This window comes from Paenibacillus sp. 7516, from assembly GCF_002272715.1.
In the GTDB taxonomy this organism is placed as follows: domain Bacteria; phylum Bacillota; class Bacilli; order Paenibacillales; family Paenibacillaceae; genus Paenibacillus; species Paenibacillus illinoisensis_A.
Genome location: NZ_NPBI01000041.1, coordinates 58758 through 81364, shown reverse-complemented (window position 1 = coordinate 81364; position 22607 = coordinate 58758). Strand labels below are relative to the sequence as shown.

Annotated in this window: 22 protein-coding genes and 1 riboswitch; of the genes, 15 read left to right on the top strand and 7 right to left on the bottom strand. The window is 50.1% G+C overall.

The window, feature by feature from the left end; all coding sequences use genetic code 11:
- Positions 1 to 48 precede the first annotated feature (48 nt).
- The 3 genes from nadE to mutY all read left to right on the top strand — a co-directional run bounded on the left by nadE (position 49) and on the right by mutY (position 2947).
- Positions 49 to 858 carry an ammonia-dependent NAD(+) synthetase gene (nadE, locus tag CHI14_RS27590; RefSeq protein ID WP_095293216.1) on the top strand — a complete coding sequence of 270 codons (810 nt, stop codon included), beginning with the start codon at positions 49 to 51 and terminating at the stop codon, positions 856 to 858.
- A gap of 321 nt (positions 859 to 1179) precedes the next feature.
- Entirely contained in the window at positions 1180 to 1578 is a 399-nt protein-coding gene (gene acpS, locus CHI14_RS27585) for a holo-ACP synthase (protein WP_095293215.1), read from the top strand.
- 52 nt (positions 1579 to 1630) lie between these two features.
- A complete protein-coding gene (gene mutY, locus CHI14_RS27580) occupies positions 1631 to 2947 on the top strand; it encodes an A/G-specific adenine glycosylase (protein ID WP_095293214.1) in 1317 nt (438 codons plus the stop codon).
- Positions 2948 to 3014: 67 nt separating this feature from the next.
- On the opposite strand, the gene CHI14_RS27575 is transcribed toward mutY, so the two are convergent.
- Complete coding sequence (locus CHI14_RS27575) at positions 3015 to 3626, bottom strand: superoxide dismutase (protein ID WP_056697187.1); 612 nt, start codon at positions 3624 to 3626, stop codon at positions 3015 to 3017.
- Positions 3627 to 4158: 532 nt separating this feature from the next.
- On the opposite strand from CHI14_RS27575, the gene CHI14_RS27570 reads away from it, so the two are divergent.
- From CHI14_RS27570 to CHI14_RS27535, 8 genes are all read left to right on the top strand, one after another.
- On the top strand, positions 4159 to 4584 hold the full coding sequence (locus CHI14_RS27570) for a GNAT family N-acetyltransferase (protein ID WP_095293213.1): 426 nt from the start codon (positions 4159 to 4161) through the stop codon (positions 4582 to 4584).
- Positions 4585 to 4813: 229 nt separating this feature from the next.
- Positions 4814 to 5419 carry a signal peptidase I gene (lepB, locus tag CHI14_RS27565; protein ID WP_246058576.1) on the top strand — a complete coding sequence of 202 codons (606 nt, stop codon included), beginning with the start codon at positions 4814 to 4816 and terminating at the stop codon, positions 5417 to 5419.
- A gap of 171 nt (positions 5420 to 5590) precedes the next feature.
- The gene (queG, locus tag CHI14_RS27560; protein ID WP_095293212.1) at positions 5591 to 7426 is read left to right on the top strand and encodes a tRNA epoxyqueuosine(34) reductase QueG; all 1836 of its coding nucleotides are present in this window, start codon (positions 5591 to 5593) and stop codon (positions 7424 to 7426) included.
- Between the two features lie 15 nt (positions 7427 to 7441).
- Positions 7442 to 8473, top strand: a complete 1032-nt coding sequence (locus CHI14_RS27555) for an HD-GYP domain-containing protein (protein ID WP_095293211.1) — start codon at positions 7442 to 7444, stop codon at positions 8471 to 8473.
- A gap of 225 nt (positions 8474 to 8698) precedes the next feature.
- Entirely contained in the window at positions 8699 to 8962 is a 264-nt protein-coding gene (locus CHI14_RS27550; RefSeq protein WP_095293210.1) for a YneF family protein, read from the top strand.
- 93 nt (positions 8963 to 9055) lie between these two features.
- A complete protein-coding gene (gene folE / locus CHI14_RS27545; RefSeq protein WP_095293209.1) occupies positions 9056 to 9649 on the top strand; it encodes a GTP cyclohydrolase I FolE in 594 nt (197 codons plus the stop codon).
- Positions 9650 to 9830: 181 nt separating this feature from the next.
- Positions 9831 to 10694, top strand: coding sequence for a lipoate--protein ligase family protein (locus CHI14_RS27540; protein WP_095293208.1), 864 nt, complete (start codon positions 9831 to 9833; stop codon positions 10692 to 10694).
- Positions 10695 to 10764: 70 nt separating this feature from the next.
- Complete coding sequence (locus tag CHI14_RS27535; protein WP_095293207.1) at positions 10765 to 10989, top strand: hypothetical protein; 225 nt, start codon at positions 10765 to 10767, stop codon at positions 10987 to 10989.
- Positions 10990 to 11135: 146 nt separating this feature from the next.
- On the opposite strand, the gene CHI14_RS27530 is transcribed toward CHI14_RS27535, so the two are convergent.
- Both CHI14_RS27530 and CHI14_RS27525 read right to left on the bottom strand, forming a co-directional pair.
- On the bottom strand, positions 11136 to 12434 hold the full coding sequence (locus CHI14_RS27530; protein ID WP_095293206.1) for a Fe-Mn family superoxide dismutase: 1299 nt from the start codon (positions 12432 to 12434) through the stop codon (positions 11136 to 11138).
- A 162-nt stretch (positions 12435 to 12596) separates the two neighbouring features.
- A complete protein-coding gene (locus CHI14_RS27525; protein WP_095293205.1) occupies positions 12597 to 13622 on the bottom strand; it encodes an alpha/beta hydrolase in 1026 nt (341 codons plus the stop codon).
- Between the two features lie 361 nt (positions 13623 to 13983).
- Here CHI14_RS27525 and CHI14_RS27520 point away from each other — a divergent pair, with 361 nt between their 5' ends.
- Both CHI14_RS27520 and thiC read left to right on the top strand, forming a co-directional pair.
- Positions 13984 to 14727: an IclR family transcriptional regulator gene (locus CHI14_RS27520; protein ID WP_095293204.1), complete on the top strand. Its 744-nt coding sequence runs from the start codon at positions 13984 to 13986 to the stop codon at positions 14725 to 14727.
- 122 nt (positions 14728 to 14849) lie between these two features.
- Positions 14850 to 14963: riboswitch (TPP riboswitch) on the top strand.
- Between the two features lie 289 nt (positions 14964 to 15252).
- A complete protein-coding gene (thiC, locus tag CHI14_RS27515; protein WP_481856463.1) occupies positions 15253 to 17127 on the top strand; it encodes a phosphomethylpyrimidine synthase ThiC in 1875 nt (624 codons plus the stop codon).
- A gap of 264 nt (positions 17128 to 17391) precedes the next feature.
- On the opposite strand, the gene CHI14_RS27510 is transcribed toward thiC, so the two are convergent.
- The 4 genes from CHI14_RS27510 to CHI14_RS27500 all read right to left on the bottom strand — a co-directional run bounded on the left by CHI14_RS27510 (position 17392) and on the right by CHI14_RS27500 (position 20731).
- Entirely contained in the window at positions 17392 to 18081 is a 690-nt protein-coding gene (locus CHI14_RS27510; protein ID WP_095293203.1) for a hypothetical protein, read from the bottom strand.
- Between the two features lie 179 nt (positions 18082 to 18260).
- On the bottom strand, positions 18261 to 18428 hold the full coding sequence (locus tag CHI14_RS30240) for a hypothetical protein (protein ID WP_164764361.1): 168 nt from the start codon (positions 18426 to 18428) through the stop codon (positions 18261 to 18263).
- 503 nt (positions 18429 to 18931) lie between these two features.
- Positions 18932 to 19708, bottom strand: a complete 777-nt coding sequence (locus tag CHI14_RS27505; protein WP_095293202.1) for a zinc ribbon domain-containing protein — start codon at positions 19706 to 19708, stop codon at positions 18932 to 18934.
- Between the two features lie 72 nt (positions 19709 to 19780).
- A complete protein-coding gene (locus CHI14_RS27500) occupies positions 19781 to 20731 on the bottom strand; it encodes a helix-turn-helix transcriptional regulator (RefSeq protein WP_095293201.1) in 951 nt (316 codons plus the stop codon).
- Between the two features lie 83 nt (positions 20732 to 20814).
- On the opposite strand from CHI14_RS27500, the gene CHI14_RS27495 reads away from it, so the two are divergent.
- Both CHI14_RS27495 and CHI14_RS27490 read left to right on the top strand, forming a co-directional pair.
- Positions 20815 to 21510, top strand: a complete 696-nt coding sequence (locus tag CHI14_RS27495; RefSeq protein ID WP_095293200.1) for a response regulator transcription factor — start codon at positions 20815 to 20817, stop codon at positions 21508 to 21510.
- Complete coding sequence (locus tag CHI14_RS27490) at positions 21503 to 22591, top strand: HAMP domain-containing sensor histidine kinase (protein WP_095293199.1); 1089 nt, start codon at positions 21503 to 21505, stop codon at positions 22589 to 22591. The genes CHI14_RS27495 and CHI14_RS27490 overlap by 8 nt, the downstream gene beginning before the upstream one ends.
- Positions 22592 to 22607: the final 16 nt, after the last annotated feature.

Below are 22607 nucleotides of genomic sequence, written 5' to 3'. Positions count from 1 at the left end.
AAGCTGGACATCAAATTTCATTTATGTAGAAACGGGGTGTGTTGAACGATGAGTTTGCAACAACAGATCATTGCTGAGTTGAAGGTTAAGCCAAGCATTAATGAAGAAGAGGAAGTCCGCAAACGCGTTGACTTTCTGAAATCCTATGTGAAAAATTCCGGTACCAAAGGATTGCTTATTGCCATTAGTGGCGGAATTGACAGTGCGGTCGCTGCAGCGTTGTGCAAAAAAGCTACAGACGAACTCACAGCCGAGAACAACCAGGAATACAAAACACTGGGAGTGTTCCAGCCGTACGGTGAGCAATACGATATCGATCACAGCTACGCGGTTGCAAAAGCGTTTGACCTGAAGCATGTGGTAGAAACCAATATTGAAGATGCGGTCAATGAGATCGCGCTTGAAGTGGAGCAAGGCTTCAAATCCATGGGCAGTCCGCGTCATATGACTCCACAGGGCAAAGGGAATGTAAAGGCAAGAACCCGCATGGTCATGCAATATGCACTTTCATTTGAAGAAAACCTGCTGGTAGTAGGTACGGATCATGCTTCCGAGGCCATTACCGGCTTCTATACGAAGTGGGGCGACGGGGCGGTTGATATTACCCCATTGAGCAGCCTGAACAAACGTCAGGTTCGTCAGCTTGCCGCATATCTCGGTGTTCCGCGTGAAATTCTGGACAAGGCTCCTTCAGCAGGGCTTTGGGAAGGCCAGACCGATGAACAGGAGCTGGGCATTTCCTATGAGGATAACAGCGACTATTTGGAAGGCAAACAGATTGATCCTGCTGCGCAGGAGCGTCTTGAGTCATTCTATACACGTACTCACCATAAACGTAATGCCATCCCAGGCATCTAATCGTGGTGTAAAGTTTACAGGGTGAATGATTTAGCTTGTTAATGAAAAAAAGAGTCACTGCATCAGGCAGTGACTCTTTTTGCTGTAGTATCGGTTGGATGATATCCATTATGATCCATTCCAGGTTTCAATCTGACGAAGCTGCATGCCCAAGTCTACATCTTCCCTGATTCTTATTTTAACATAAATGGGAATGTCGGCGAGGTACTCGCTTCTCGCTGCACCTCCTGCTACAATAGAATACGTGTTCGGAGTAACAGCGACGAATAGAAACCATTCAAGATTCTACACAGCATAAAAGATTAAGCGGGTGAATCGTTAATGATATATGGAATTGGAAACGATGTGCTGGAGATCGGACGTATGCAGAAACTGCTGTCTGGTCGTCATTCCGAAGCATTTATGAATCGAATTTTGACTCCGGCTGAGCGGAAATTGGCAGCTGAACGAGGGAAAAGGATGACTGAATTTGTGTCTGGCCGGTTTGCAGCCAAGGAAGCGGTTTCCAAGGCGTTTGGCTGCGGCATCGGCCGCGTGATGAGTTTTACAGATATCGAGGTGCTTCCTGACGAAAAGGGACGCCCGGTCGCCACGTTGTCGAGCCAGGCATGGGAACGGCTTCAATTGCCATATGACCAGCAGTACGACATTCATCTCAGCATTACCCATCAGACGGAGCTTGCAGCAGCTTTTGCCATTGTGGAGAAGACGGACAAATAGCCGGTAAGAATAGAGCAATAGGAATAGCAAGGTAACAGGAGAGGACGGAAATATGGGTTTAATGGAACAAAAGCAACACTTTAGTGTGAATTTGCTGGATTGGTACATGCTTAACAGACGTGACTTGCCGTGGCGTCGTCACAATAATCCCTATTTTACGTGGGTATCGGAAATCATGCTTCAACAGACTCGCGTGGATACGGTTATCCCGTATTTTAACCGGTTTATCGCCAATTTCCCGACCGTTCAGGCACTGGCCGAAGCGGCGGAAGAGGATGTACTGAAGAACTGGGAGGGACTTGGCTACTATTCCCGTGCCCGCAACCTTCAGGCGGCTGCCCAGCAGGTGATGGAGCTGCACGGAGGGGAGATGCCGCAGGATAAACAGGCCGTATTTGCGTTAAAAGGGGTGGGCCCGTATACAGCCGGGGCCATTCTCAGTATTGCCTTCAACCAGCCGCAGCCTGCGGTGGACGGCAATGTCATGCGGGTTCTGTCCAGATACTTCCTCATTGATGAGGACATTATGAAGGGCAGCACCCGGGTGCTTATGGAAGAGCTTGCAGGAGAGCTCATTCCGGAAGGGCGGGCGCGTGATTTCAACCAGGCGCTGATGGAACTTGGCGCGCTGGTATGTACACCAAAAGCGCCGCACTGCCTGACTTGCCCGGTCATGGAGCAATGTTCCGGCCGCATCGCGGGACGGGAGCTCACGCTGCCGGTCAAGACCAAGGCGAAGCCGCCGCGCCCTGAGCAGCGGCTGGTCGCCCTGGTCGAGGGCCGCGGCGAGCATCGCGGCCAAGTGCTTGTGCGCCAGCGCCCAGCGACGGGCCTGTTGGCCCGCATGTGGGAGCTGCCGCATGTGCTGGCGGCGCCCGCCGCAGCCGGCAAGGCGGCAGGGCCGCTGGCCGATGAGCCAGCCATGGCACTGCTGGCTGGCAGTCTGTGGGCGGAGGGCTTCGCTGCCCGCCCGGAGGGGCTGGCTACCCATGCGGAGCATGTGTTCAGCCACATTGTCTGGAACCTGCAGGTGTACAAGTGCACCGAGCAGGACCAGGGCAGTGAGGAGCTTCCGCTGATGGCTGCGGAAGCAAGAGCCGCCTATGATGCAGATGCACAGGCGGCTGCCAAGGAGACGGCTGCTTCCATGCTGGAAGTTACTCCAACAGCATCCGATCTGGTCGGAGAGAGCGTTACGGAAGCTGCGGATACAACCTATAACTCAGCCCTGTCGCAGACAGGCAAGGGGGACGGACTCATTTATCGATGGATCGGGCCCAAGGATATGGACAAGCTGGCATTCCCTAATGTCTTCTTGAAGCTGCTGAGCAGTTACTTCGCTGGCGCGTATGATGAGGTAAAGGAATAATTTCAATACAAAAGAGCCTGATTCAGTCATGACGACCGAATCAGGCTCTTCTTATAGGCAGGCAGACTTATTTCGCTGCTGCGTAACGTTTGTTCACTTCATCCCAGTTGATTACATTCCAGAAAGCGCCGATGTAATCAGGACGTTTGTTTTGATATTTCAGGTAGTAAGCGTGCTCCCATACGTCCAGACCCAATACTGGAGTCAGACCTTCGAAGAGCGGGCTGTCTTGGTTAGGCGTGCTAGTGATGGACAATTTGCCATCTTTGCCTACAACGAGCCAAGCCCAACCGGAACCGAAACGAGTTGTAGCTGCTTTTGCAAAATCTTCTTTGAATTTGTCAAAGCCGCCCAGTTCGCTGTCGATTGCAGCTGCGATGTCGCCTGTAGGAGCGCCGCCGCCGTTAGGTCCGATGATTTCCCAGAACAGGCTGTGGTTAGCATGTCCACCACCATTGTTGCGAACCGCTGTGCGGATGCTTTCTGGTACGCTGTCCAGGTTAGCGATCAGATCTTCCAAGCTTTTTTCTTGCAGTTCAGGAGCGCTTTCCAGAGCTGCGTTAAGGTTAGTTACGTAAGTATTGTGATGGCGATCGTGGTGGATTTCCATCGTTTGTGCATCGATATGTGGTTCCAGAGCGTCGTTAGCGTAAGGAAGTGCCGGTAATTGAAAAGCCATAGTGAAAATACCTCCTGAGAATTTGAATTTTTTAATCAGCATTTTGCATCATCAATTGATTCGTTCCCCAGTACAAGGATATAGACGAAAGGAATCATTTCGATCTCAACCTTGGTGAAGGAGAGTCGATCATTGGATGAATGCAAACTGCTCAGGTACATATGTAATAATACCCTTGCCACTAATATTAAACCGCATCCGGGCTAATTAAGCAACATTTTTGTTTATTAAGTCCCCTGGGAAGTTGATCAATTGCATGACTCGGGTTAACAAACATATTTTACCCATTATGAATATATTTATGTGATATTAGTCGATTTCATAGACAGAAAAATTAATATTCGGATGTAAACGGTTACAATTAAGCGCTTTCAAAAGAAAATGCGTGTTTTATGGCGGAAAGTATGGTTTAATTGACGGAGAAGCGGTATTTTCTCGTTTTTTGTCATTATTCGAACATTGGGTTTTTGGTAAAAAGGGGATCCCTTTTTTGTAAAACCTCATCAAGCTAACGAAAAGGGAGATTTAAGACATGCACGTTCGTTCCTTTCAGTTGAGTGATGCAAGCCAGATGACGGAGCTTCTCCAGGTTGCACTATCGGAAGAGTGCTATGAGAACACGATGGGCCCGTTTGCCCGTCAATTGTCATGGGATTCTGACCTGATTATGGTTGCGGAAGAAGAGGGAGACCTCGTCGGCGCCTTGATCGGTACGATTGATCACAACCAGGGATGCATCTACCGTATTGCGGTCCATCCAGACTATCGTCGCCGTGGAGTCGGCAAAACACTTGTCGAGGCCATGGAGCAACGTTTTCAGCAACGAAAAGTCAGCCAAATATGGGTCGCGGGTGATGAGCACAACAAAGCAGCCATGCCTCTATACGAAGCTATGGGTTACGGTGCCAACAAGATATTGAGTGCTTTTCAGAAACTTAGTATTTTGTCCAAAGCTTAGGTTTGAATGATTAAAGAAAAGAAATAAACAGATTTCCATTTTATATTAGGCATATCCTTCAACGTAACCACGTGGGGATATGCCTTTCTATTTGTATGATAACACGCTTCGGATTATGCCTCGCGCTGCTGGTGTTCATAACCAATTGTTTCACTCCCGCAAATAAGATAGACTTAGAGGGAATATGAACGCCTTCATTTGGAACAAAATTGATAAACGAGGTGTCCCTTTGAACTCCAATATACCTTCTACAGAGCGTATGAATTCCGAAGATCGAAGCAACCAGACAGGGTCTGGACAGCCGGGAAAATCCTGGGCTGCGGAACTATGGGACTGGGTGAAGACAATCGTTGTTGCTTTTGTGATCATGATGCTGCTGAATCTGTTTGTATTTAACCTGTCGATGGTTAAAGGCCAGTCCATGCAGCCGACACTGGTTGAGCGGGATCGTTTGTTCGTCAACAAGATTGTCTATGATATTGGGAAGCCATCCCGGTTTGACGTTATTGTACTGCGGGACCCGAGTGAAGGTGTGGAGAAAAAGGAGTTCCTGGTTAAACGCATTGTTGGACTACCGGGAGATACGGTTGAAGTCCGTGATCACCATTTGTTTGTGAATGGAGAACAGCAGGCAGAGACGTATACGGATACCGAGGTGCAGGATCCTGATTTTGGCCCGATCACGCTTGAGGATGATCATTATTTTGTGATGGGTGATAACCGTCATGAAGGGAAAAGCAAGGACAGTCGCGTGTTTGGCAGTATTACATCCAGCGAAATTGTCGGCAAAGCCGAGTTTATTTTCTGGCCGTTTTCCGAGATTAAGAAACTGTAAAATGTTGGTTCGGAAACTTTGGACTTCATTTTGCGTCAAATAGATAGACCCTTATCACAATTTAAATGCGGTACACACGGAAGTGTATCGATATTGACGCCTGTCCTCCCAAGCGAGGCGGGCGTTCACTGTTTAGTGAATATGAGTGGAGAAGAAAAGAGGGAAGAGAACATGACGAGCGTACAGACCGGGGCAGCTCAGGCTGGTTCTGTGTGGGAACAGTTAAAACAGGAGATCAAGGCAGCTGCCCCCGGGCTGGGCATTGATGATGTCGGTTTTGCTTCGGCAGAGCCCTTTGTTTCGTTAAAATCACTGCTGGAGCAGCATCGGGACAACGGTTATGCATCCGGTTTCGAAGAACCGGACATCGAGAAGAGGGTGCGTCCTGCCTTGAAGGAGGGCGAGCCTGCTTCGCTTATTGCCATCGCTGTGGCATATCCATCGAAGATGGTTAATCCGCCGAAGTCGGAACCTGGTGCATATCGCGGCATTTTGGCCCGTTCGGCCTGGGGCAGGGATTATCACCATGTACTGCGCGAAGCAATGGACAAGCTGGTTCAGTTTATACGGGAACGGGTGCCAGAGGCCATGATTGAGAGCATGGTGGACACAGGGGCACTTGTTGACCGGGCAGTATCGCAGCGAGCGGGCATTGGTTTCAGCGCCAAAAACTGTTCCATCATTTCACCCAAGTTTGGATCGTGGATCTATCTTGGTGAACTGGTGACCAACATTCCCTTCCAGCCGGATACGCCGGTAACGGAAGATTGCGGGGAATGTACCAAATGTATTGATGCCTGTCCGACAGGAGCACTGGTGGGTCCGGGACAATTGAATGCACAGCGGTGTATTTCTTTTGTAACGCAGACCAAAGGGTTCGTGGACGAAGAGTTCATGTTGAAAATAGGCAACCGTCTGTACGGTTGTGATACTTGTCAGATCGTCTGTCCGAAGAATCGGGGCAAAAACTGGGATCACCATCCCGATCTGCAGCCCGATCCGGAGATTGTGAAGCCGCTGCTGTTACCGCTGCTGGATATCGGCAACCGCGAGTTCAAGGAACGCTTCGGGCAGAGCTCTGCCGCCTGGCGGGGCAAGAAGCCGATTCAGCGTAACGCAGTCATAGCACTCGGTAATTTCAAAGACAAAAGCGCTGTACCGAAGCTGACGGAGGTACTGAAGCGTGATCCGCGTCCGGAGCTGCGGGGAACCGCAGCCTGGGCGTTAAGCAGAATTGGAGGAGAAGACGCAATGAGAGCAATTGGGGAAGCTGCCGCTAACGAACAAGATGGAAACGTGCTAAGCATGCTGCAGAAGGCCAAGGAGCGACTCAGTTCGTCCGGGTCCTTACCCGAGAAGCCGCAGGTTGGGCTAATGAGTGACAAGCAGCAAGAAGAACAGAAGAATGAATCAACGGGCACGGATTCGAATGCATCCGGCCAACCGGTGAAGCAGGAAGCGGCTGCGTGGAAACCTTCGGCCGTAACAGGGCTTCATGGTACCCCGGTATTTTATAATGAAGTGCTGACACCTATTGGTACACTTACGCTGTGTGCTACGGAAAAGGGACTCTGTCATATTGATTTTGGAGCATTTCATGTACGTGAGGCTCACCTGCAGCAATGGGCCCGAACCTGGATTGGCGAGTACCGATACGAGAAAAACGAAGAGAAGCTGAGCGTAGCTGCGAAGCAGCTGCAGCAGTATTTTGCCGGGGAGCGAAAATCCTTCGAGTTGGAAATGGATCTGCTCGGAACACCGTTCCAGCTTCAAGTATGGCAAGTCCTGTCCGATATATCTTATGGAGAGGCCTCAACACACCAGCAGGTTGCAGAAACGATCGGAAGACCCAAAGCTGTTCGCGCAGTTCTGGATGCCATTAGCAAAAATCCGATTCCGATCATTATTCCCTGTCACCGCATCAGCGGCAAAGACGGAACCCTGGTAGGTTATGTAGGCGGTCTGCAAACCAAGGAGCAATTGCTCGCATTGGAGCAGCAATCGTAAGAGCGGGGGACGTTCATGAAGTATGTAAACGTGGAAAGTGTGGAGGCGGGCGAGTGTCTGGGCAAAACCGTATACTCAGGCAACGGAACAGTCCTGTTGTCTGCGGGAGTCCAGCTCACCGTATTTATGATTAATACGCTGAAGCGTATTGGCGTAACCATGCTGTACATCCAGGATGAAGCGTATAAAGATGTGGAGACAGAAGACATTCTGGATGAAGCCACGAAGCGGGCTATTATTAATGAAATGAGCGTGACGCTGGAGGCAGTACGCTCCGGGAAAGACTGGAGCCCGAAAAAGGTTGCCCTTAGCATAGACAAGCTGCTGAACGACGTATTAAACGGGCGGGAACTGCTTGTCCAGTTAACGGATATCCGAACCAAGGACAACGCCCAGTACGTACATGCCATGAATGTATGTTTGCTTTCATCTGTGATGGGACTCAACTTGGGTTTGAACTACAATCAGCTGAAGGATCTGGCGGTGGGTGCGCTGCTTCATGATATCGGCAAAGTTGGAGAGCCTCCCGGCAGCGCTTCTGCGGCAAATGCTTCCCTTCACCATACCTGGCGGGGGTTTGAAGTCATCAAGTCCAAGCGGGAGTTCAGTCTGCTCGTGGCCCATACGGCTCTTCAGCACCATGAGCATGTGGATGGTACCGGGCTGCCGAGAGGCATTATGGGCAAGGACATTCATTTGTTTGCCAAAATTGTAGCTGCCGCCAATATCTATGATAACCTGATCAACGGCTCGTCTGGTCAAAGCCTGCTGCCGCATGAAGCCTGTGAAGAGATGATGGCCATGTCGGGTACGAAGCTGGATCGGGACATTTTGATTGAATTTAACCGCAGCGTATCCGTATATCCGAATGGAACAGCTGTCAGGCTGTCCACCAGAGAAACTGGCGTCATTGTCCGGCAGCATCGAGGGCTGCCAGGCAGACCGGTCATTCGGGTTGCACGCGGAAGCACGCGTTATGATCTGGATGTGGTCGAAGTGGATCTGGCCAGGGAAACGACCGTTTTCATTGAGGCGGTTATGACCTAGGCTTACATGGATCTTCATGAGAGGTTTACCCCCAGGTTGAAGCGAAGTTTGGGTTCACCGATTTTTAACTATTAGCTGGAAAATCCGTTTGCTCCAATCGTGCGGAAATGCTATGATAACTTTCAGGAAATCCGGTCCGTGACACGTGTACAAGCAGGCAAGTGGACATCAGGTGCTGACACGGATTATCAGGCTTTTTAGATTGCATACAGAGGTGTCTAAGAGATGGAAATAGTAATACCGATTATCACATTGATTGTAGGTCTGGTCGGGGGATTTTTCATCGGGGTGTACTACTTGCGTAAACAACTCGAGAAAATGCAAAGTGATCCCGACATGCTTCAAAAAATGGCGAAGCAAATGGGTTATAACCTGAATGGCAAGCAAATGCAGCGCGCCCAGCAGATGATGAAGAACCAGCAGCCTGGCGCGAAGATGCCTCAGCCGGGGCAACATCCTGCGCGTAAAAACTCGGGCCGCCGAAAATAATAGTTGTAAGCAAGCAAATTGCATAATCGATTATGCATAATGCGGAAGTGAAAGAAGGCTTACACCAAGTGGTTCGAAAGGAGGCGTTCGGCAGTGGCTGGCGTGAAAGATTATTTGAATTCAAAAGTATCCGACAATCGGGAGAAGATCGAGTACCATGTGGAACAGATCCTCAAACTGATCGGAGAAGATAGTACGCGAGAAGGGCTGCTTGAGACGCCTGCACGCGTAACCCGGATGTATGAAGAGATTTTTGGCGGGTATGAAGTGGACCCGCGCGATGTACTCGGCGTGACCTTTGACGAAAATCATGAAGAGCTTGTCATTGTGAAGGACATTGTTTATTACAGCCAGTGTGAACATCATATGGCACCCTTCTTCGGCAAAGTGCATATTGGGTATGTACCCAGCGGCAAAATTGTCGGGTTGAGCAAAATGGCCCGTTTAGTCGAGGCGGTTACCCGTCGTCTTCAAGTTCAGGAACGTATCACTTCACAGATTGCCGACATTCTGAACGAGGCTGTTGAACCGCATGGTGTCATGGTCGTTGTGGAAGGTGAGCACTTGTGCATGTGCTCCCGCGGCGTGAAGAAGCCTGGCAGCAAGACGGTAACATCCGCGGTCCGTGGTTCCTTCCGAGACAATACGGCGCAGCGTGCCGAGTTTCTGTCTTTGGTTAAGGATTAAGACCCGAACCGGACAAGCTTTCAAGCCGTGTACAATCATTAAAACGGTTCATCTAATAAGCCGAGTTCCCTTGGAACCGGCTTATTTATTTATATGAGCATTTGTGTACATCCAGCGATGTTTAGAACCCTTTCCTTGTCTATATCCTGATTCAGATTCGTTTAGTCGGAGGTTAGCAAATATGAGTGTACCTTTGAATTCAGACACAACCGGACAGCTTGGGGCAGAGCAGCCGCTTCCGTCCAGCTCGTCATCCAGGCTGCATCGTATACAGATCTGGGAAACACCATTGCTTCGGTATGGAAGCAGTGTGCTCGAGGCATTTGCATGGGAAGAGGTGATGTGCCGCCGTGTAGGCGAAGGGCATCTGCCAGTCGCCCATATTTGGCGTCATCCTTACGCATTTGTTGCAGGTCTGCGGGATCGCCGCCTCCCCAAGGCTGTAGAGGCAATGGAAGGTATGCGAACGCAGGGAACCGCTGTCTGTGTTCGTCCCTCTGGAGGTGCTGCTGTGCCTCTTCATCCGGGCGTGGTTAACATTTCACTGATTTTGCCTAACCCGGCCCGTGCTATTAATATTCACGATGACTTCCGCGAGATGGCTGCTCTAATTGCCGAGTCGTTAACGCCATGGTCGAATCAGGCACGAACCGGAGAGATCGAGGGTGCCTTCTGCCCCGGTGATTATGATGTCAGTGTCGGCGGCCTGAAATTTTGCGGTATCGCCCAGCGAAGGCAGGCGAAGGCTTATATTATTACGGCTTTTATTATCGTCGAAGGGCATGGAGACAAGCTGGCGGCAGAGGTGCGCAGGTTCTATCAGCATGCAGCAGACGGCCTGCAGGAAGGGTATCCCGATGTTCGCCCCGGCACCATGGCGAGTCTTCAAGAGCTGGCAGGAGTGCCTTCTGCAGCAGCTTACACCGCTTCCCTGGTCCGTACGCTTCGTAATCGATACCCTATGGCTGAGACTGACCGCGTATTGTCTGTTGATCGAGAGGCAGTCAGGCGGACGGCAGAGCAGATGAAACTGCGCTACGATTAGTATCGTTCGAGAACACTTGGAATTGGTTAATAGAGATGATATGATGTGATTTCGGAAGGAGAGTGCCAAGATGGAAACTTTGAGATATACATTTGAATATGAGGTTGTTTCTTCAGGCGAGAAGTCTGAGTTCAGCCAAATGGCAACAAGCAAGGAAGAAGCTGCGGCTTTGATCGTTGCACGTATTGCCGACCTGGAGTTCACGGGTGAGGAAGATATCAAGCTGGGTGACCTGATTGCCATCAGCAAACAGGTTGGGGACAACTATGTTGCGTGCGAGGGCTGTGCTTCCTAGTCTATCATGACGCGTCAGAGACCTATCCAAATACAAGCAAGTCTTCTTGAATCAAGAGGCTTGCTTTTTTTATTGCAATGAAGAAGAGATATCTGGCAGTCTACCGGCTGGAGATATCTCTTTTTTTTCTTGTTCCCTTTTCGGTTCTAGTAGGGTGGCCATAACAGCTTACGTGCCGTTTCGTAACGTTCAGCCACCGCAGGCCAATAGACGACATTCCACCAGTCCTCGATATATTTCTTGCGCTCATTCTGATGTTTCAGATAGTAGGCATGCTCCCATACATCCAGCGGCAGAAGAGGTACGATGTCGGACTGGGACAGGTTCTGGTGCTTCTCCGCCTGTAAAATCTCCAAACGGTGTGCCCGTGGACTCCAGACAAGCAGAGCCCAGCCGCTGCCTTCCACTTTGTTGGCTGCTTCGGTGAATTGATTTTTGAATGCCTCATAACTGCCGAAATCCCGTTTGATCTGTTCAGCAAGCAATCCGGAAGGCTTGCCGCCGCCTCTGGGATTCATGATCGTCCAGAAGATCGTATGCAGGTAATGGCCTGCACCATTGAAGGCAAGTTCTCGTTCCCAATGTTTGACGAGTTCGAAATTATTCTTTTTACGTGACTCTGCCAGTTTCTTCTCGGCTGTATTGAGTCCATCCACATAGGATTGATGGTGCTTATCGTGATGAATGCGCATCGTCATCTCGTCAATATGCGGTTCAAGTGCGTTGTAGGCGTAGGGCAGAGGAGGCAGCGTGTGTCCTCCAATCGGAACAGGTCTCTCCTTCACAGGAGGTGTAGAAGGCAAGGTGATGCTCTCTGTCGTACCGGAAGAAGACGATAGACCGGAGACCTCTGAAGACTGCACCTGTGAAGAAGATGATGAAGGTGCCAGGGCTGATGGAGCATTCGTTTTTCCAGCGATGGATGACGGCTCCTCTGCTGCTTCGCGCTCGGTGCGTCCTGACAATTGAACATACTTTTCCAAAGAAAAGGGTGTATCACTTGCCGTATCCCGCATGATTCCGGGCTGAATTAAGGTATCGAGTACGCCGAGGAAATACTCCGATTCGCGGATAAAATGCAGAATGACTGCCTTAGCGAGCGGGACAGCTTGCACAGCGGCACTTTGCTCAAGCAGGACGTACAGCTGCCTGATGAACTCCCGCGATTGTGAACGTGCAGAGGCGACAAGCTGTTCTACACATCCGATGATGTACGGGGCAGGCGGATGGGTTCCGGGTAACAGCTGTTTCAACAGCTGGCTCGCTACCTTCTCGGTATTTTTAAACGTCACTGCCCATTCTTCAAGCAGCTTCACATAAGTGGGCTCCAGATCGGGAACCAGTGCCCGAATAACAAGCGTATGCTCTTTCTCCTGCTCCTTCCAGAACCTTATCTCCTCCAGGATGCGCAGAGGTAGCAAGGGTCCATAGCCAGACCAATTCATATGCGGCAAACCTCCATTCAATTCAATTGTAATATCAGCCCTTCAAGGGATAGGGTGTGTGATTAACCTTTTATAATCGTCCCAAAAGTATATTCTCCTGCCATGTTGTCCTATGTGTGCATAAAAAAAGAGCCCCATAGGGGCTCTGATCACCGGAAGATTCTATTCACCGGTATTGGTATTTTCCACATCGTCGCTGCTTGTCTTCGTCACATGACTCAGGAATGTAGAGACACGGCGGAGATACTCCTTCGGATGTTCCCGGAAGATCAGCTCATGATGCGCGTCCTGTACGATCCATTCCTCTGAGTAGGTGTTCGTCTGGTTGGCAGCGAGAAGCTCGGCGATCGGATATGGAGCTTTCTCGTCCTCCGTCCCGTGAATGAAGAAGATCGGGAACGGATAGTCTTTCTTTTTGACTTCCTGATACGGAATCTGCTGCAATCCGGTGCCATTCAGAACCGGGAATAACAGATTCATAATCTGCAGAGTTGGTTGTCGCGGCAGATCGATCTGGTTATGAATGTTGTGATACAGCGTATCCGGCTCCAGCAGGAAGGTGCTGTCGAGAATCATGGCATCCACGTTCTCGGTTAGCAGCCCCGTCTGTAATGCTGTGCCTGCGCCCATCGAGAATCCCCAGACGACAAGCTCCTGAGCACCGCGCTGCTTGGCGAACTGAATCGCACCAAGCAATTGCTGGGACTCGGCTTTGCCTCCTGTAGCGACTGCCTTGTTCACCTGTGAGGCGAAACCATAGTCAAACATCACTACATTGAACCCGAGCTGGTGGGCATAGTGAGCCAGGTCATACATGGGAACCCAGGTTTCCTCCCGATTGGCCCCATATCCATGACTGAAGATGATGGTCTTGTTGACTTCCGTGTCTGCGGGGATATACCAGCCCTGCATCGTACGGCTGCCGTCTGCTGCCGGGAACGTGATATCCTCATACTTCATGTTCTTGGCCTGCATTGGATTGGAGAACACGGGAGCTACGGTCGGGTTGGATAATACCCAGGCAATATAGCCGTGTAAGGCAATGAAACAAAAGAGCAGAAAAAATACAACGGAGAGCAGCAACGCTACGATAATATGTTTGAACCGGATCAGCCTCGGTGATAACGAAGAAGGCAGATCGGACACTTTCGTTTGCAGCGGGGCTTCGCTCTGGGATGTCGGAAACATGATTGCCCCTCCTTATTAAGATCAATTGAAGATAACAACGAGTTCAGATTAGATCGTATGTCTTGGTGTCCTTGCTGGCATGTGCAGCAAAGTCTTGCTTTTATATCTTTATCGTATGTTTCCATATAGTCAAAGTCAATTGATTGGAGGCATTTGTTACGCAATTGTTATATAGTTCAAAAGATATATGGGTAACATTTCCTGATGGTGCAAATTGCAGGGGATTTAGTCTTATAAAAAGAAAATATTTACACTTCTTATCATCATGATTTGGCTCATTTTGGTTTACAGATGAGATCGTTTCTCATATAATTTATGTAACCAAGTTTCATGTGATGAAACATGAGGAGGGCATTATGCCATGGAAGACCGCAAATTAACCGTCCGGGCTGTGGAACGGGCGCTGGATATATTATTATGTTTTACCACACGGAGCGATCTGGGACTCACGGAAATTGCGAGCCAGATTGGTTTGCACAAAAGTACGGTTCATCGTCTGATGGCGACGCTGGAGGAGAAGGGTTTCGTCATTCGCGATGCGGCCACTGAGAAATACAGGCTGGGCATTCGGATCTGGGAGCTGTCTGCTCATATGTCCCGCAGTGATGACCCTGCCATTTTGCTGCTTCCTGCAATGGAGCGGCTCAGAGATCGATTGGGAGAAACGGTCAGTCTGTACCTGCGGGACGGCAGTGAACGTATCCGTATTCAGGCTGTTCAGAGTGATCAGGCCATTCGGCGGGTGGCTCCGGTTGGCGTACGTCTTCCCCTTTCCGTAGGGGCATCCAGCAAGGTACTCATGGCATTTGCGACGGAAGAAGACCGGGAGGAACTGATGAATGGCCCGGAATGGCCCGTATTTATCGATCCCGAAGTTTACCTGGCACAGATGGGAGATATCCGGGAGAATGGATATGCGACCAGCTACGAAGAACGTGAGCCTGGAGCGGCTGCAGTATCGGTGCCCATTATGGATCGGAAGGGGAATATTGCTGCAGCGCTCTCCGTATCCGGTCCTGTTAGCCGCCTGTCCCAGGAAACTTTGCACGAATATGCACCTGTACTGAAGGAAGCGGCCGCGCAGATGGGCCTCATGTTGTCCTGATCCGGCATGCAATGGAATATAAAGGGTTGTTTTTCTGATGAGCTTGCGCTAGTCTGTAATGGACAGCCCGACGGGGCTGGAATGAATTGAATATGGAACTGCGGTACACATACCGCAACTTGTAACGTTACTAGGGGAGTCCGAATTGTCCGGACTGAGACGGGATCGCAAGAGATTCCGGACCCTTTGCACCTGATCTGGATCATACCAGCGTAGGGAAGTAATCGGCGATATAACCACGAACACCTGCATAATCTAGCCTTTGGCATGTCTCCACTTGTAGGAGCTTGGCATCAGGCTTGCTTGTTATGGGTGATGGACATAAGCCGGTTCCCTCGGGAACCGGCTTTTTTATATACAGTGTCAAGCGATCATCCGCAGCAGAGGGGGGGTATCTTCTTTTGCGGGGGAGCTGGAGTTGGGTATAACCCACTTATGCCAAGGCCAGATTCGGTCTGAGCTATGCCGCTGTAATGTTCTTTCTTCGGAAGTTGGCCGCTCTTTTCTTGCCTATGCGTGGATGATATGGAACGGGTGCACGAGCAATCAAACTGGCCCATCCATGGGACGACCAACGAGGAGGAAGAGGTAGCGATGAATACAAACAACAGAACAACGGTACAGGAACATTCAGGACAGGGATTGGAAAAGGGAGCAGTGGTGGCGGGACGGGTCCAACCGTTTCCCGGCAGCCGCAAAGTTTACATTCAGGGCTCGCGTCCGGACATTGCAGTACCCGAGCGTGAAATTGCCCTTCATGACACGAATACACCCCAAGGGGTGGAGCATAACGAGCCACTTCGCGTGTACGATACGAGCGGCCCTATGACGGATCCCGGATTTCACGCCGATATCCGGGCAGGTCTGCCCGCTTTGCGTGCACGCTGGATCACAGAACGTAACGATGTAGAGGCGTACCAGGGACGTACCGTCAAACCGGAGGATAACGGGCTTAAGCCAGGAGGGAAGAGAACCGGAGCTGAAGAATATCCAGGCCTCCGCGGCAAACCGCTGCGTGCACAATCCGGACGCTGTGTCACTCAGATGCATTATGCGAGGCAGGGCATCATTACGCCTGAGATGGAGTTTGCTGCTATCCGTGAGGGCGTGGAGCCGGAATTCGTCCGGCAAGAGCTGGCGAGCGGCAGGGCCATTCTGCCATCGAATATCAATCATCCGGAGAGCGAACCGATGCTGATCGGACGTCATTTCCACGTGAAGATCAACGCGAATATTGGCAACTCTGCCGTATCCTCTTCGATTGAAGAAGAAGTGGAGAAAATGACTTGGGCGGTACGATGGGGGTCCGATACGGTAATGGATCTTTCCACAGGCAAGGATATCCATACCACCCGGGAGTGGATCATCCGTAATTCCCCGGTACCGATTGGGACGGTGCCGCTGTATCAGGCGCTGGAGAAGGTGAATGGCGAAGCCGAGGCACTTACCTGGGAGTTGTACCGGGATACGCTCATTGAGCAGGCAGAGCAGGGTGTGGATTACTTTACGATCCATGCAGGCGTGCTGCTGCGTTACATACCGATGACGGCCAAACGGATGACCGGCATTGTTTCAAGAGGTGGTTCCATTATGGCGGCATGGTGCCTTGCACATCATCAGGAGAACTTTTTGTACACGCATTTTGAGGAAATCTGTGAAATCATGAAAAGGTATGATGTAGCCTTCTCTCTCGGAGATGGACTCCGCCCGGGCAGCATCTATGATGCCAATGACGAAGCCCAGATGGCTGAACTAGCTACGCTCGGTGAACTGACACAGATTGCATGGAAGCATGATGTGCAGGTGATGATTGAGGGGCCAGGACATGTGCCGATGCATAAGATCAAGGAGAATGTCGACCTTCAGATGGAGATCTGCAAGGAGGCACCATTCTATACACTCGGTCCGCTGACAACCGATATTGCACCAGGCTATGACCATATTACCTCAGCCATTGGAGCGGCGATGATCGGCTGGTTCGGAACGTCGATGCTCTGCTATGTGACACCAAAGGAACACTTGGGCCTGCCGAACAAGGATGATGTTCGGGAAGGCGTTATTGCCTACAAGATTGCGGCACATGCCGCTGATCTGGCCAAAGGCCATCCGCGTGCACAGCGCCGGGATGACGCGCTGTCGAAGGCCCGCTTCGAATTCCGCTGGCGGGATCAGTTCAACCTGTCACTGGATCCGGAACGTGCGCTATCCTATCACGATGAGACCCTTCCGGCTGAAGGGGCCAAGGAGGCCCATTTCTGCTCCATGTGTGGGCCTAAATTTTGCAGCATGCGCATTACGCAGGATATTCGTGCCTTTGCCGCAGACAAGGGCTTGTCCGAGAATGAGGCTGTAGCAGCCGGGATGCAGGAGAAGGCTGAGGAATACCGGACTCGATCCTAAGCTCGTTACAGCGCAATTTAAGCAGCCTAAGATAACTAAAAGCCGTTCTCTCCACTACTGGGAGAAGAACGGCTTTTTGGTTGTAATCCTTTAGCTTCGTTGATAAGAAATGTAAACTTCCGGATATTTCTATGTTGGAGCTAGCTAATGGCTGCTCCTGCACAGCGTTGGCGTCAGGTATTCCTACGAGTGCAGGCCCTCCTTCGAGAGCCTTTTTAATGCGTGAAAGGCAGAGGTAGCTTTCATTCCTCGGAATAACCCTAACTAACGCCTACCAATATTTAATTGCTGCTCCAAATAAGATGCCAGCGATTCGAGCGGGCTGTAAATCTCACTACCCGTATTTGCTGAAGCTAGGGCAGCCGCGGGAGCCATGGACAGCTGAGCAGCTACAATTATTTTCTCTGGTGACTGTACAGCTAGCTGCTGCAGGCCCGTAGTCACCATCTCCATATATCCTTCCTTATCGCCGCGCATGATCAGCTCAAATGTACCAGGAATTAATGCGGCCTTCGTTCTCGAAGCGGCGGCAACGTTTGCCTGCTCGTTGATTTCACCTTGCTGTAGTGCTTCATTGATCCGCGCCATCGTTCCTTCAACCGTTGCTGCATTGGTAAAAGCAAGAATGTATTCCTGCGAATCCTGCTGCAGCTTATGCAATAATGGATCATCAATACCGATAACGGGGATGGAGACATGCTGTGCTTCGTGCGCCAGTACTGCGGCAAACAGGGTGCAGGTGACCAGAATGGCATCTGCATGACACTGGGCAATCCACTTTAATGTCTGGGATACTTTTTCTCGAATGACAGCCTCTGAGAAGTTCTTATCCTGCTTAAGGCGATCCAGACCGGGATCGACATAATGCACAAGTTCCACTTCATAGGAGGCGAGCGCCTCTTCAATGAGTGCGATGTTGGAGTAGTGAGCGTGATAACAGCCGATCGTGATCATAATGACATCCCCTTTGCCAATGCTTCTTTTTGTGAGTCGTGAGTGCTGCAGATATTTAATCTATTATAGAAATGCGACCGGGAACTGTACAGCGTTTAAACCAACGCCAATAACCGTCTCTCCGCCAAACGGCAGAAGGACGGTTCTATAATCAGACTCCAATACAGTCAGGTTTCATTTTATCGCATGGAAGGAGATGCGTTCTTTTGAGCCATTTTTTGCTGCAGAATCTCGTGAAAGGATAGACCTTGAGTGTTCTCATTCTCCTTTTTGGGAGCAGTGGTCGCCGTGTTGCGCGGATATTGGTGGTGGTACGGGATCATTTGCTGAATAGGCATGCGGATCATCTTGGTTCCTCCTTTTGGGTTAGATATATAAGTTGAGCCTATAAATATTAAATTCATCTTATATGGGCTATGTATTTAAACAGGTAGTCGTTCCAAGTGCGCATATAGGTACATGTGACTTGTTAGACGAAATCGGGAAATTATGACGTAATTCCAATTGGATTGTAGTGATTTTACCCCGTATTCAGGAGATGTAAACGGTTTGAGGGAAATTCAGGAGAAAAGAACCTGAAATAAAGGGTTTGATATGGGAGGAACGAATCGGTTGTTAAGTGAATAGTCCCAGTTTTAGGAATGTCAATTATGTCGAAAATAAGACAAATTATCTGGGAGAGTAGGTATCGTTGAAGCTAACTAACTTGGTACCATAGTCGGTTGTGGTGAGCGAGAAGGGGGGAGTTTTATACGTGTTTTGCAGGTGAAACAGGGAGTTGCACAAAAAAAAGCCATCCAGCGAACTGGACGGCTTGTGTAACGTTATCAACGCATGTAAATGAAAGATGTCACTGTTCTGTAGTTGGCCTAGCTTGATTTACCGCAATATAGATATCGACCTGAACATGGGCAGGATCCATACTCCGTTCATCATATAACTCGAAATCACCGGTAAACGTTCGCTCATTCTGATTGCTCCAGCCCCAAACGGCGCCCCATGCTTCACCTACAACTTCTGCCATTGGACCCTTGCGGGAGGTGAATACGGCGTATGTTGCTGGTGGCAATTCAACCGAGTTCATGCCAGCAGGTAGCGTTTCATCTGCAGCTACCTCGTGGCCTACGAGGATGGTGTATTCCCCGTGTATACCATCGGTATAATCTGTATAGCAGCCGTATCGGGGTGCTTCCGGTGCAGGGATGTGCCCTGATGAGAAGTAGCGGCTCCACAGATCCTGAATGCAGCCATGGCCGCTCATCTCGATCGCGTTGGTCGTTCTAGCCGATATGCCAGCCAGGCGTTTGCCAGGAAGTGTAACATATCGAACAGGTTGAACGGAGTGCTTATTGTTGTTACCTTCTGGATTGGAGGGGCTCCATCGTTTCAAAAAGGGAAGCTGATTGCGCAGCATTGCCCGCGCTGATTCCTCACCCATACCTTCTTCCATGAGGATCGCGGTGCACATCTCAATCATGCCTTCCATTGTAATGTTGGGCTGTTGGAACATGCCTTCTTTGTAGCAATAGATGCAGTATTCACGGGTTGCACTTCCATCTGCTTCCGTTCCGAATTGGGTAGGGGTGGTCAGCGGCATTCCGCAGCTCTGGCATATAGTGACGTTCATTCACAATTCCTCCTCGTTATGTAAAGCTTGAATATAGATGAAGTATAACGAGAGGAACTGGACATCAGTCTGTCAGGTTTGCGGAGGAGCAGTATAATTTTGCACGATTTGTTCTGCAATCCGGCGAATCTCGTCACGTATATGAAGAGGCTCCAATACCTCTGCATCTCCGCCAAAGCCAAGAATGAACCCGTACAGCCAGTTATCTTCTGGAAAAGCCACCTGACTTATATAATATCCCTGGCCGTCGGGGATCACGTTCTCTATGCCAAACCACTCTTCGGCGATATGACGGACACGGGCGTGGAATCTCATCGTCATGGCAACCGTGTTCCCTGGAGTCGCCCATTCCTGCTGCCAGGGCCTGTCCTGCAGGTTGATGGGTTTGCGTTCGAAGCTTCCATGAGCAAGTGTCACGTCCTGCATACGGACCAGTTTGAACATGCGAAACTCATTACGCTCATGACAGAACGCATAGAGGTACCAGGAGTGCTTTTTAAGAACTAGGGTATGAGGATCGACGGTTCTGTGAGTTTGGGCTCCTTCGGCGCTGCAGTAGGTAAAGGTGATTGAACGCAGCTGATCCAGTCCCTGTTCAATGATTTGCAGTTTGTTTTGTAGCGCTTCCGGGTGGGTCCACATCGAATAATCCACAATGAAACGATTGGTTTCGGCCTGAAAGTCATCGTTTTTGGATTCCGGCACAATGCTGCTTAGTTTCTCCATCAACAGTTCCCGTGCAACATTGGTATGCGATGTGGAGACACTGCGCAGTGCGGTAACAATAGAGGCCAGATCCCGGTCGGTCAATACGTTTCGATCCAGACGATAACCTTCCGCAAGGCCGATGCCACCGCTCATGCCCTGGTACGTCACGACAGGAATGCCTGCCTGGCCCAGGGTATCAATGTCACGATAAATGGTGCGGATAGAAACTTCAAACGTGTCTGCCAGATCCTTGGCCTGTACACGGCCGCGATTGATTAGTAGTACAACGATGGCTAATAAACGGTCCAATTTCATAAAAAGGTTTCCTCTCAATGATTTATATGTTGGATTCAGATATGTTATATTGTTGAGCATCACATATAGGAGTGGGATAAGCAATGAAGCGAATTACGATTCTGATTGCGGACGATGAAGTTGAGATCGCTGATCTGGTTGCTTTGCATTTGCAAAAAGAAGGATACCACATCGTCACGGCATACGATGGCAAGTCGGCCCTGCACGCCATTCAGACACAAGCGATCGATTTGGCAGTCCTGGACATTATGATGCCAGGCATGGACGGTTATGAGGTCACCCGCAAAATTCGGGAACAGCACCACATGCCAATCATTTTCCTGAGTGCCAAAACGTCGGATATGGACAAAATTACGGGTCTCGTGATGGGCGCTGATGATTACATGACCAAACCGTTCAATCCCATGGAGCTCGTAGCCCGGGTGAACTCCCAGCTTCGTCGTTCCTTGCAATTCAGTCAGTCTGTACCTGTCCAGCGTTCCATTCTGGAGAAGGGCGGACTCGTCATCGCGCCGGATCAGCATAGCGTAACACTCTACGGCAAACCAGTGGAACTAACACCGAAGGAGTTCGACATTCTGTATCTGCTCGCGAGCCACCCCAAGCAGGTGTTCAGCGCGGAAAGCATTTTTGAACAGGTATGGGGAGAGGCTTATTACGAGAGCGGCAATACTGTAATGGTCCATATTCGAACCCTGCGCAAAAAGCTCGGAGAAGATCTGGACAAGAACAAGTTTATCAAAACGATCTGGGGCGTGGGGTATACATTTAATGACTAAACGAAGAAGTTTTCGGACAACCATGATTATGCTGCTGGGTCTGAGCATGCTGGCCTCTGGCGCGATCACCTATGGGATTTACAAGCTTTTGCAGGCTTATTATTCAGGTGTGAGAGCAGAAGATCAGCTTGCCGAATATCGCCATTTTATGAAAAGCATTGGAGATATCTATTTTTTCCTCATTTTATTCATCCCGCTCGCCATTCTGTTTTTCTTCTGGTTTACCAAGCCCTATGTGACCTATTTCAAGGACATTTCCACAGGGATCAGGCATTTGGCAAATGGAGACTTCCAGCATCGAGTCCAGATCTCTTCGAAGGATGAACTGGGTACAATCGCGGAGGATGTGAATTTGGCGAGTGAGAAGCTTAGGGAGGCGGTAGAACGGGGGGATTTTGCCGAAACCAGCAAGGACCAGCTCGTCGTTAATCTGGCACACGACCTGCGAACACCTCTGACTTCTGTGCTTGGGTATTTGGATCTGCTCATGAAGGATGATCAGCTGACAGAGGAACAGGTCAGACACTTTACATCGATTGCCTTTACCAAATCCCAGCGGCTGGAGAAGCTGATTGATAGTTTGTTTGAAATTACCCGGATGAATTATGGCATGCTGCCAATACAGAAAACGCGGCTGGATCTTAGCGAACTGCTGAAACAGATGAATGAAGAATTATATCCTGTGTTTGAGAAGAATCGTCTGCTCACCCGGTTAACCATCGAGTCGGATTTGACCATCTCCGGAGACGGAGAATTGCTCGCCAGGGTGTTTGAGAACCTGCTAATTAATGCTGCACGCCATGGCAAGGATGGCATCTATGTGGACCTGAAGGGATACCGGGAAGCAGGTCAGGTCGTCATTCAGGTTATTAACTATGGAGGGCATATTCACCCGGAGGATTTGCCGCATATTTTCGATATGTATTACACCGGAGATCGTGCACGGACTCCTCAGGAGGGTGGGACAGGTCTCGGCCTGTTTATTGCCCGAAATATTGTGGAACAGCATGACGGGACTATTGCTGCTCAGAGTGATGTGGTACAGACCTTATTTGAGGTGCGCCTTCCAGCAATGGAATGAGGTTTGCCGTCAAATT

Coding starts and splice junctions, on each gene's coding strand:
- nadE (WP_095293216.1), top strand. CDS start 49: ATGAGTTTGCAACAACAGATCATTGCTGAGTTGAAGGTTAAGCCAAGC.
- acpS (WP_095293215.1), top strand. CDS start 1,180: ATGATATATGGAATTGGAAACGATGTGCTGGAGATCGGACGTATGCAG.
- mutY (WP_095293214.1), top strand. CDS start 1,631: ATGGGTTTAATGGAACAAAAGCAACACTTTAGTGTGAATTTGCTGGAT.
- CHI14_RS27575 (WP_056697187.1), bottom strand. CDS start 3,626: ATGGCTTTTCAATTACCGGCACTTCCTTACGCTAACGACGCTCTGGAA.
- CHI14_RS27570 (WP_095293213.1), top strand. CDS start 4,159: ATGCACGTTCGTTCCTTTCAGTTGAGTGATGCAAGCCAGATGACGGAG.
- queG (WP_095293212.1), top strand. CDS start 5,591: ATGACGAGCGTACAGACCGGGGCAGCTCAGGCTGGTTCTGTGTGGGAA.
- CHI14_RS27555 (WP_095293211.1), top strand. CDS start 7,442: ATGAAGTATGTAAACGTGGAAAGTGTGGAGGCGGGCGAGTGTCTGGGC.
- CHI14_RS27550 (WP_095293210.1), top strand. CDS start 8,699: ATGGAAATAGTAATACCGATTATCACATTGATTGTAGGTCTGGTCGGG.
- CHI14_RS27540 (WP_095293208.1), top strand. CDS start 9,831: ATGAGTGTACCTTTGAATTCAGACACAACCGGACAGCTTGGGGCAGAG.
- CHI14_RS27535 (WP_095293207.1), top strand. CDS start 10,765: ATGGAAACTTTGAGATATACATTTGAATATGAGGTTGTTTCTTCAGGC.
- CHI14_RS27530 (WP_095293206.1), bottom strand. CDS start 12,434: ATGAATTGGTCTGGCTATGGACCCTTGCTACCTCTGCGCATCCTGGAG.
- CHI14_RS27525 (WP_095293205.1), bottom strand. CDS start 13,622: ATGTTTCCGACATCCCAGAGCGAAGCCCCGCTGCAAACGAAAGTGTCC.
- CHI14_RS27520 (WP_095293204.1), top strand. CDS start 13,984: ATGGAAGACCGCAAATTAACCGTCCGGGCTGTGGAACGGGCGCTGGAT.
- thiC (WP_481856463.1), top strand. CDS start 15,253: ATGGAACGGGTGCACGAGCAATCAAACTGGCCCATCCATGGGACGACC.
- CHI14_RS27510 (WP_095293203.1), bottom strand. CDS start 18,081: ATGATCACGATCGGCTGTTATCACGCTCACTACTCCAACATCGCACTC.
- CHI14_RS30240 (WP_164764361.1), bottom strand. CDS start 18,428: ATGATCCGCATGCCTATTCAGCAAATGATCCCGTACCACCACCAATAT.
- CHI14_RS27505 (WP_095293202.1), bottom strand. CDS start 19,708: ATGAACGTCACTATATGCCAGAGCTGCGGAATGCCGCTGACCACCCCT.
- CHI14_RS27500 (WP_095293201.1), bottom strand. CDS start 20,731: ATGAAATTGGACCGTTTATTAGCCATCGTTGTACTACTAATCAATCGC.
- CHI14_RS27495 (WP_095293200.1), top strand. CDS start 20,815: ATGAAGCGAATTACGATTCTGATTGCGGACGATGAAGTTGAGATCGCT.
- CHI14_RS27490 (WP_095293199.1), top strand. CDS start 21,503: ATGACTAAACGAAGAAGTTTTCGGACAACCATGATTATGCTGCTGGGT.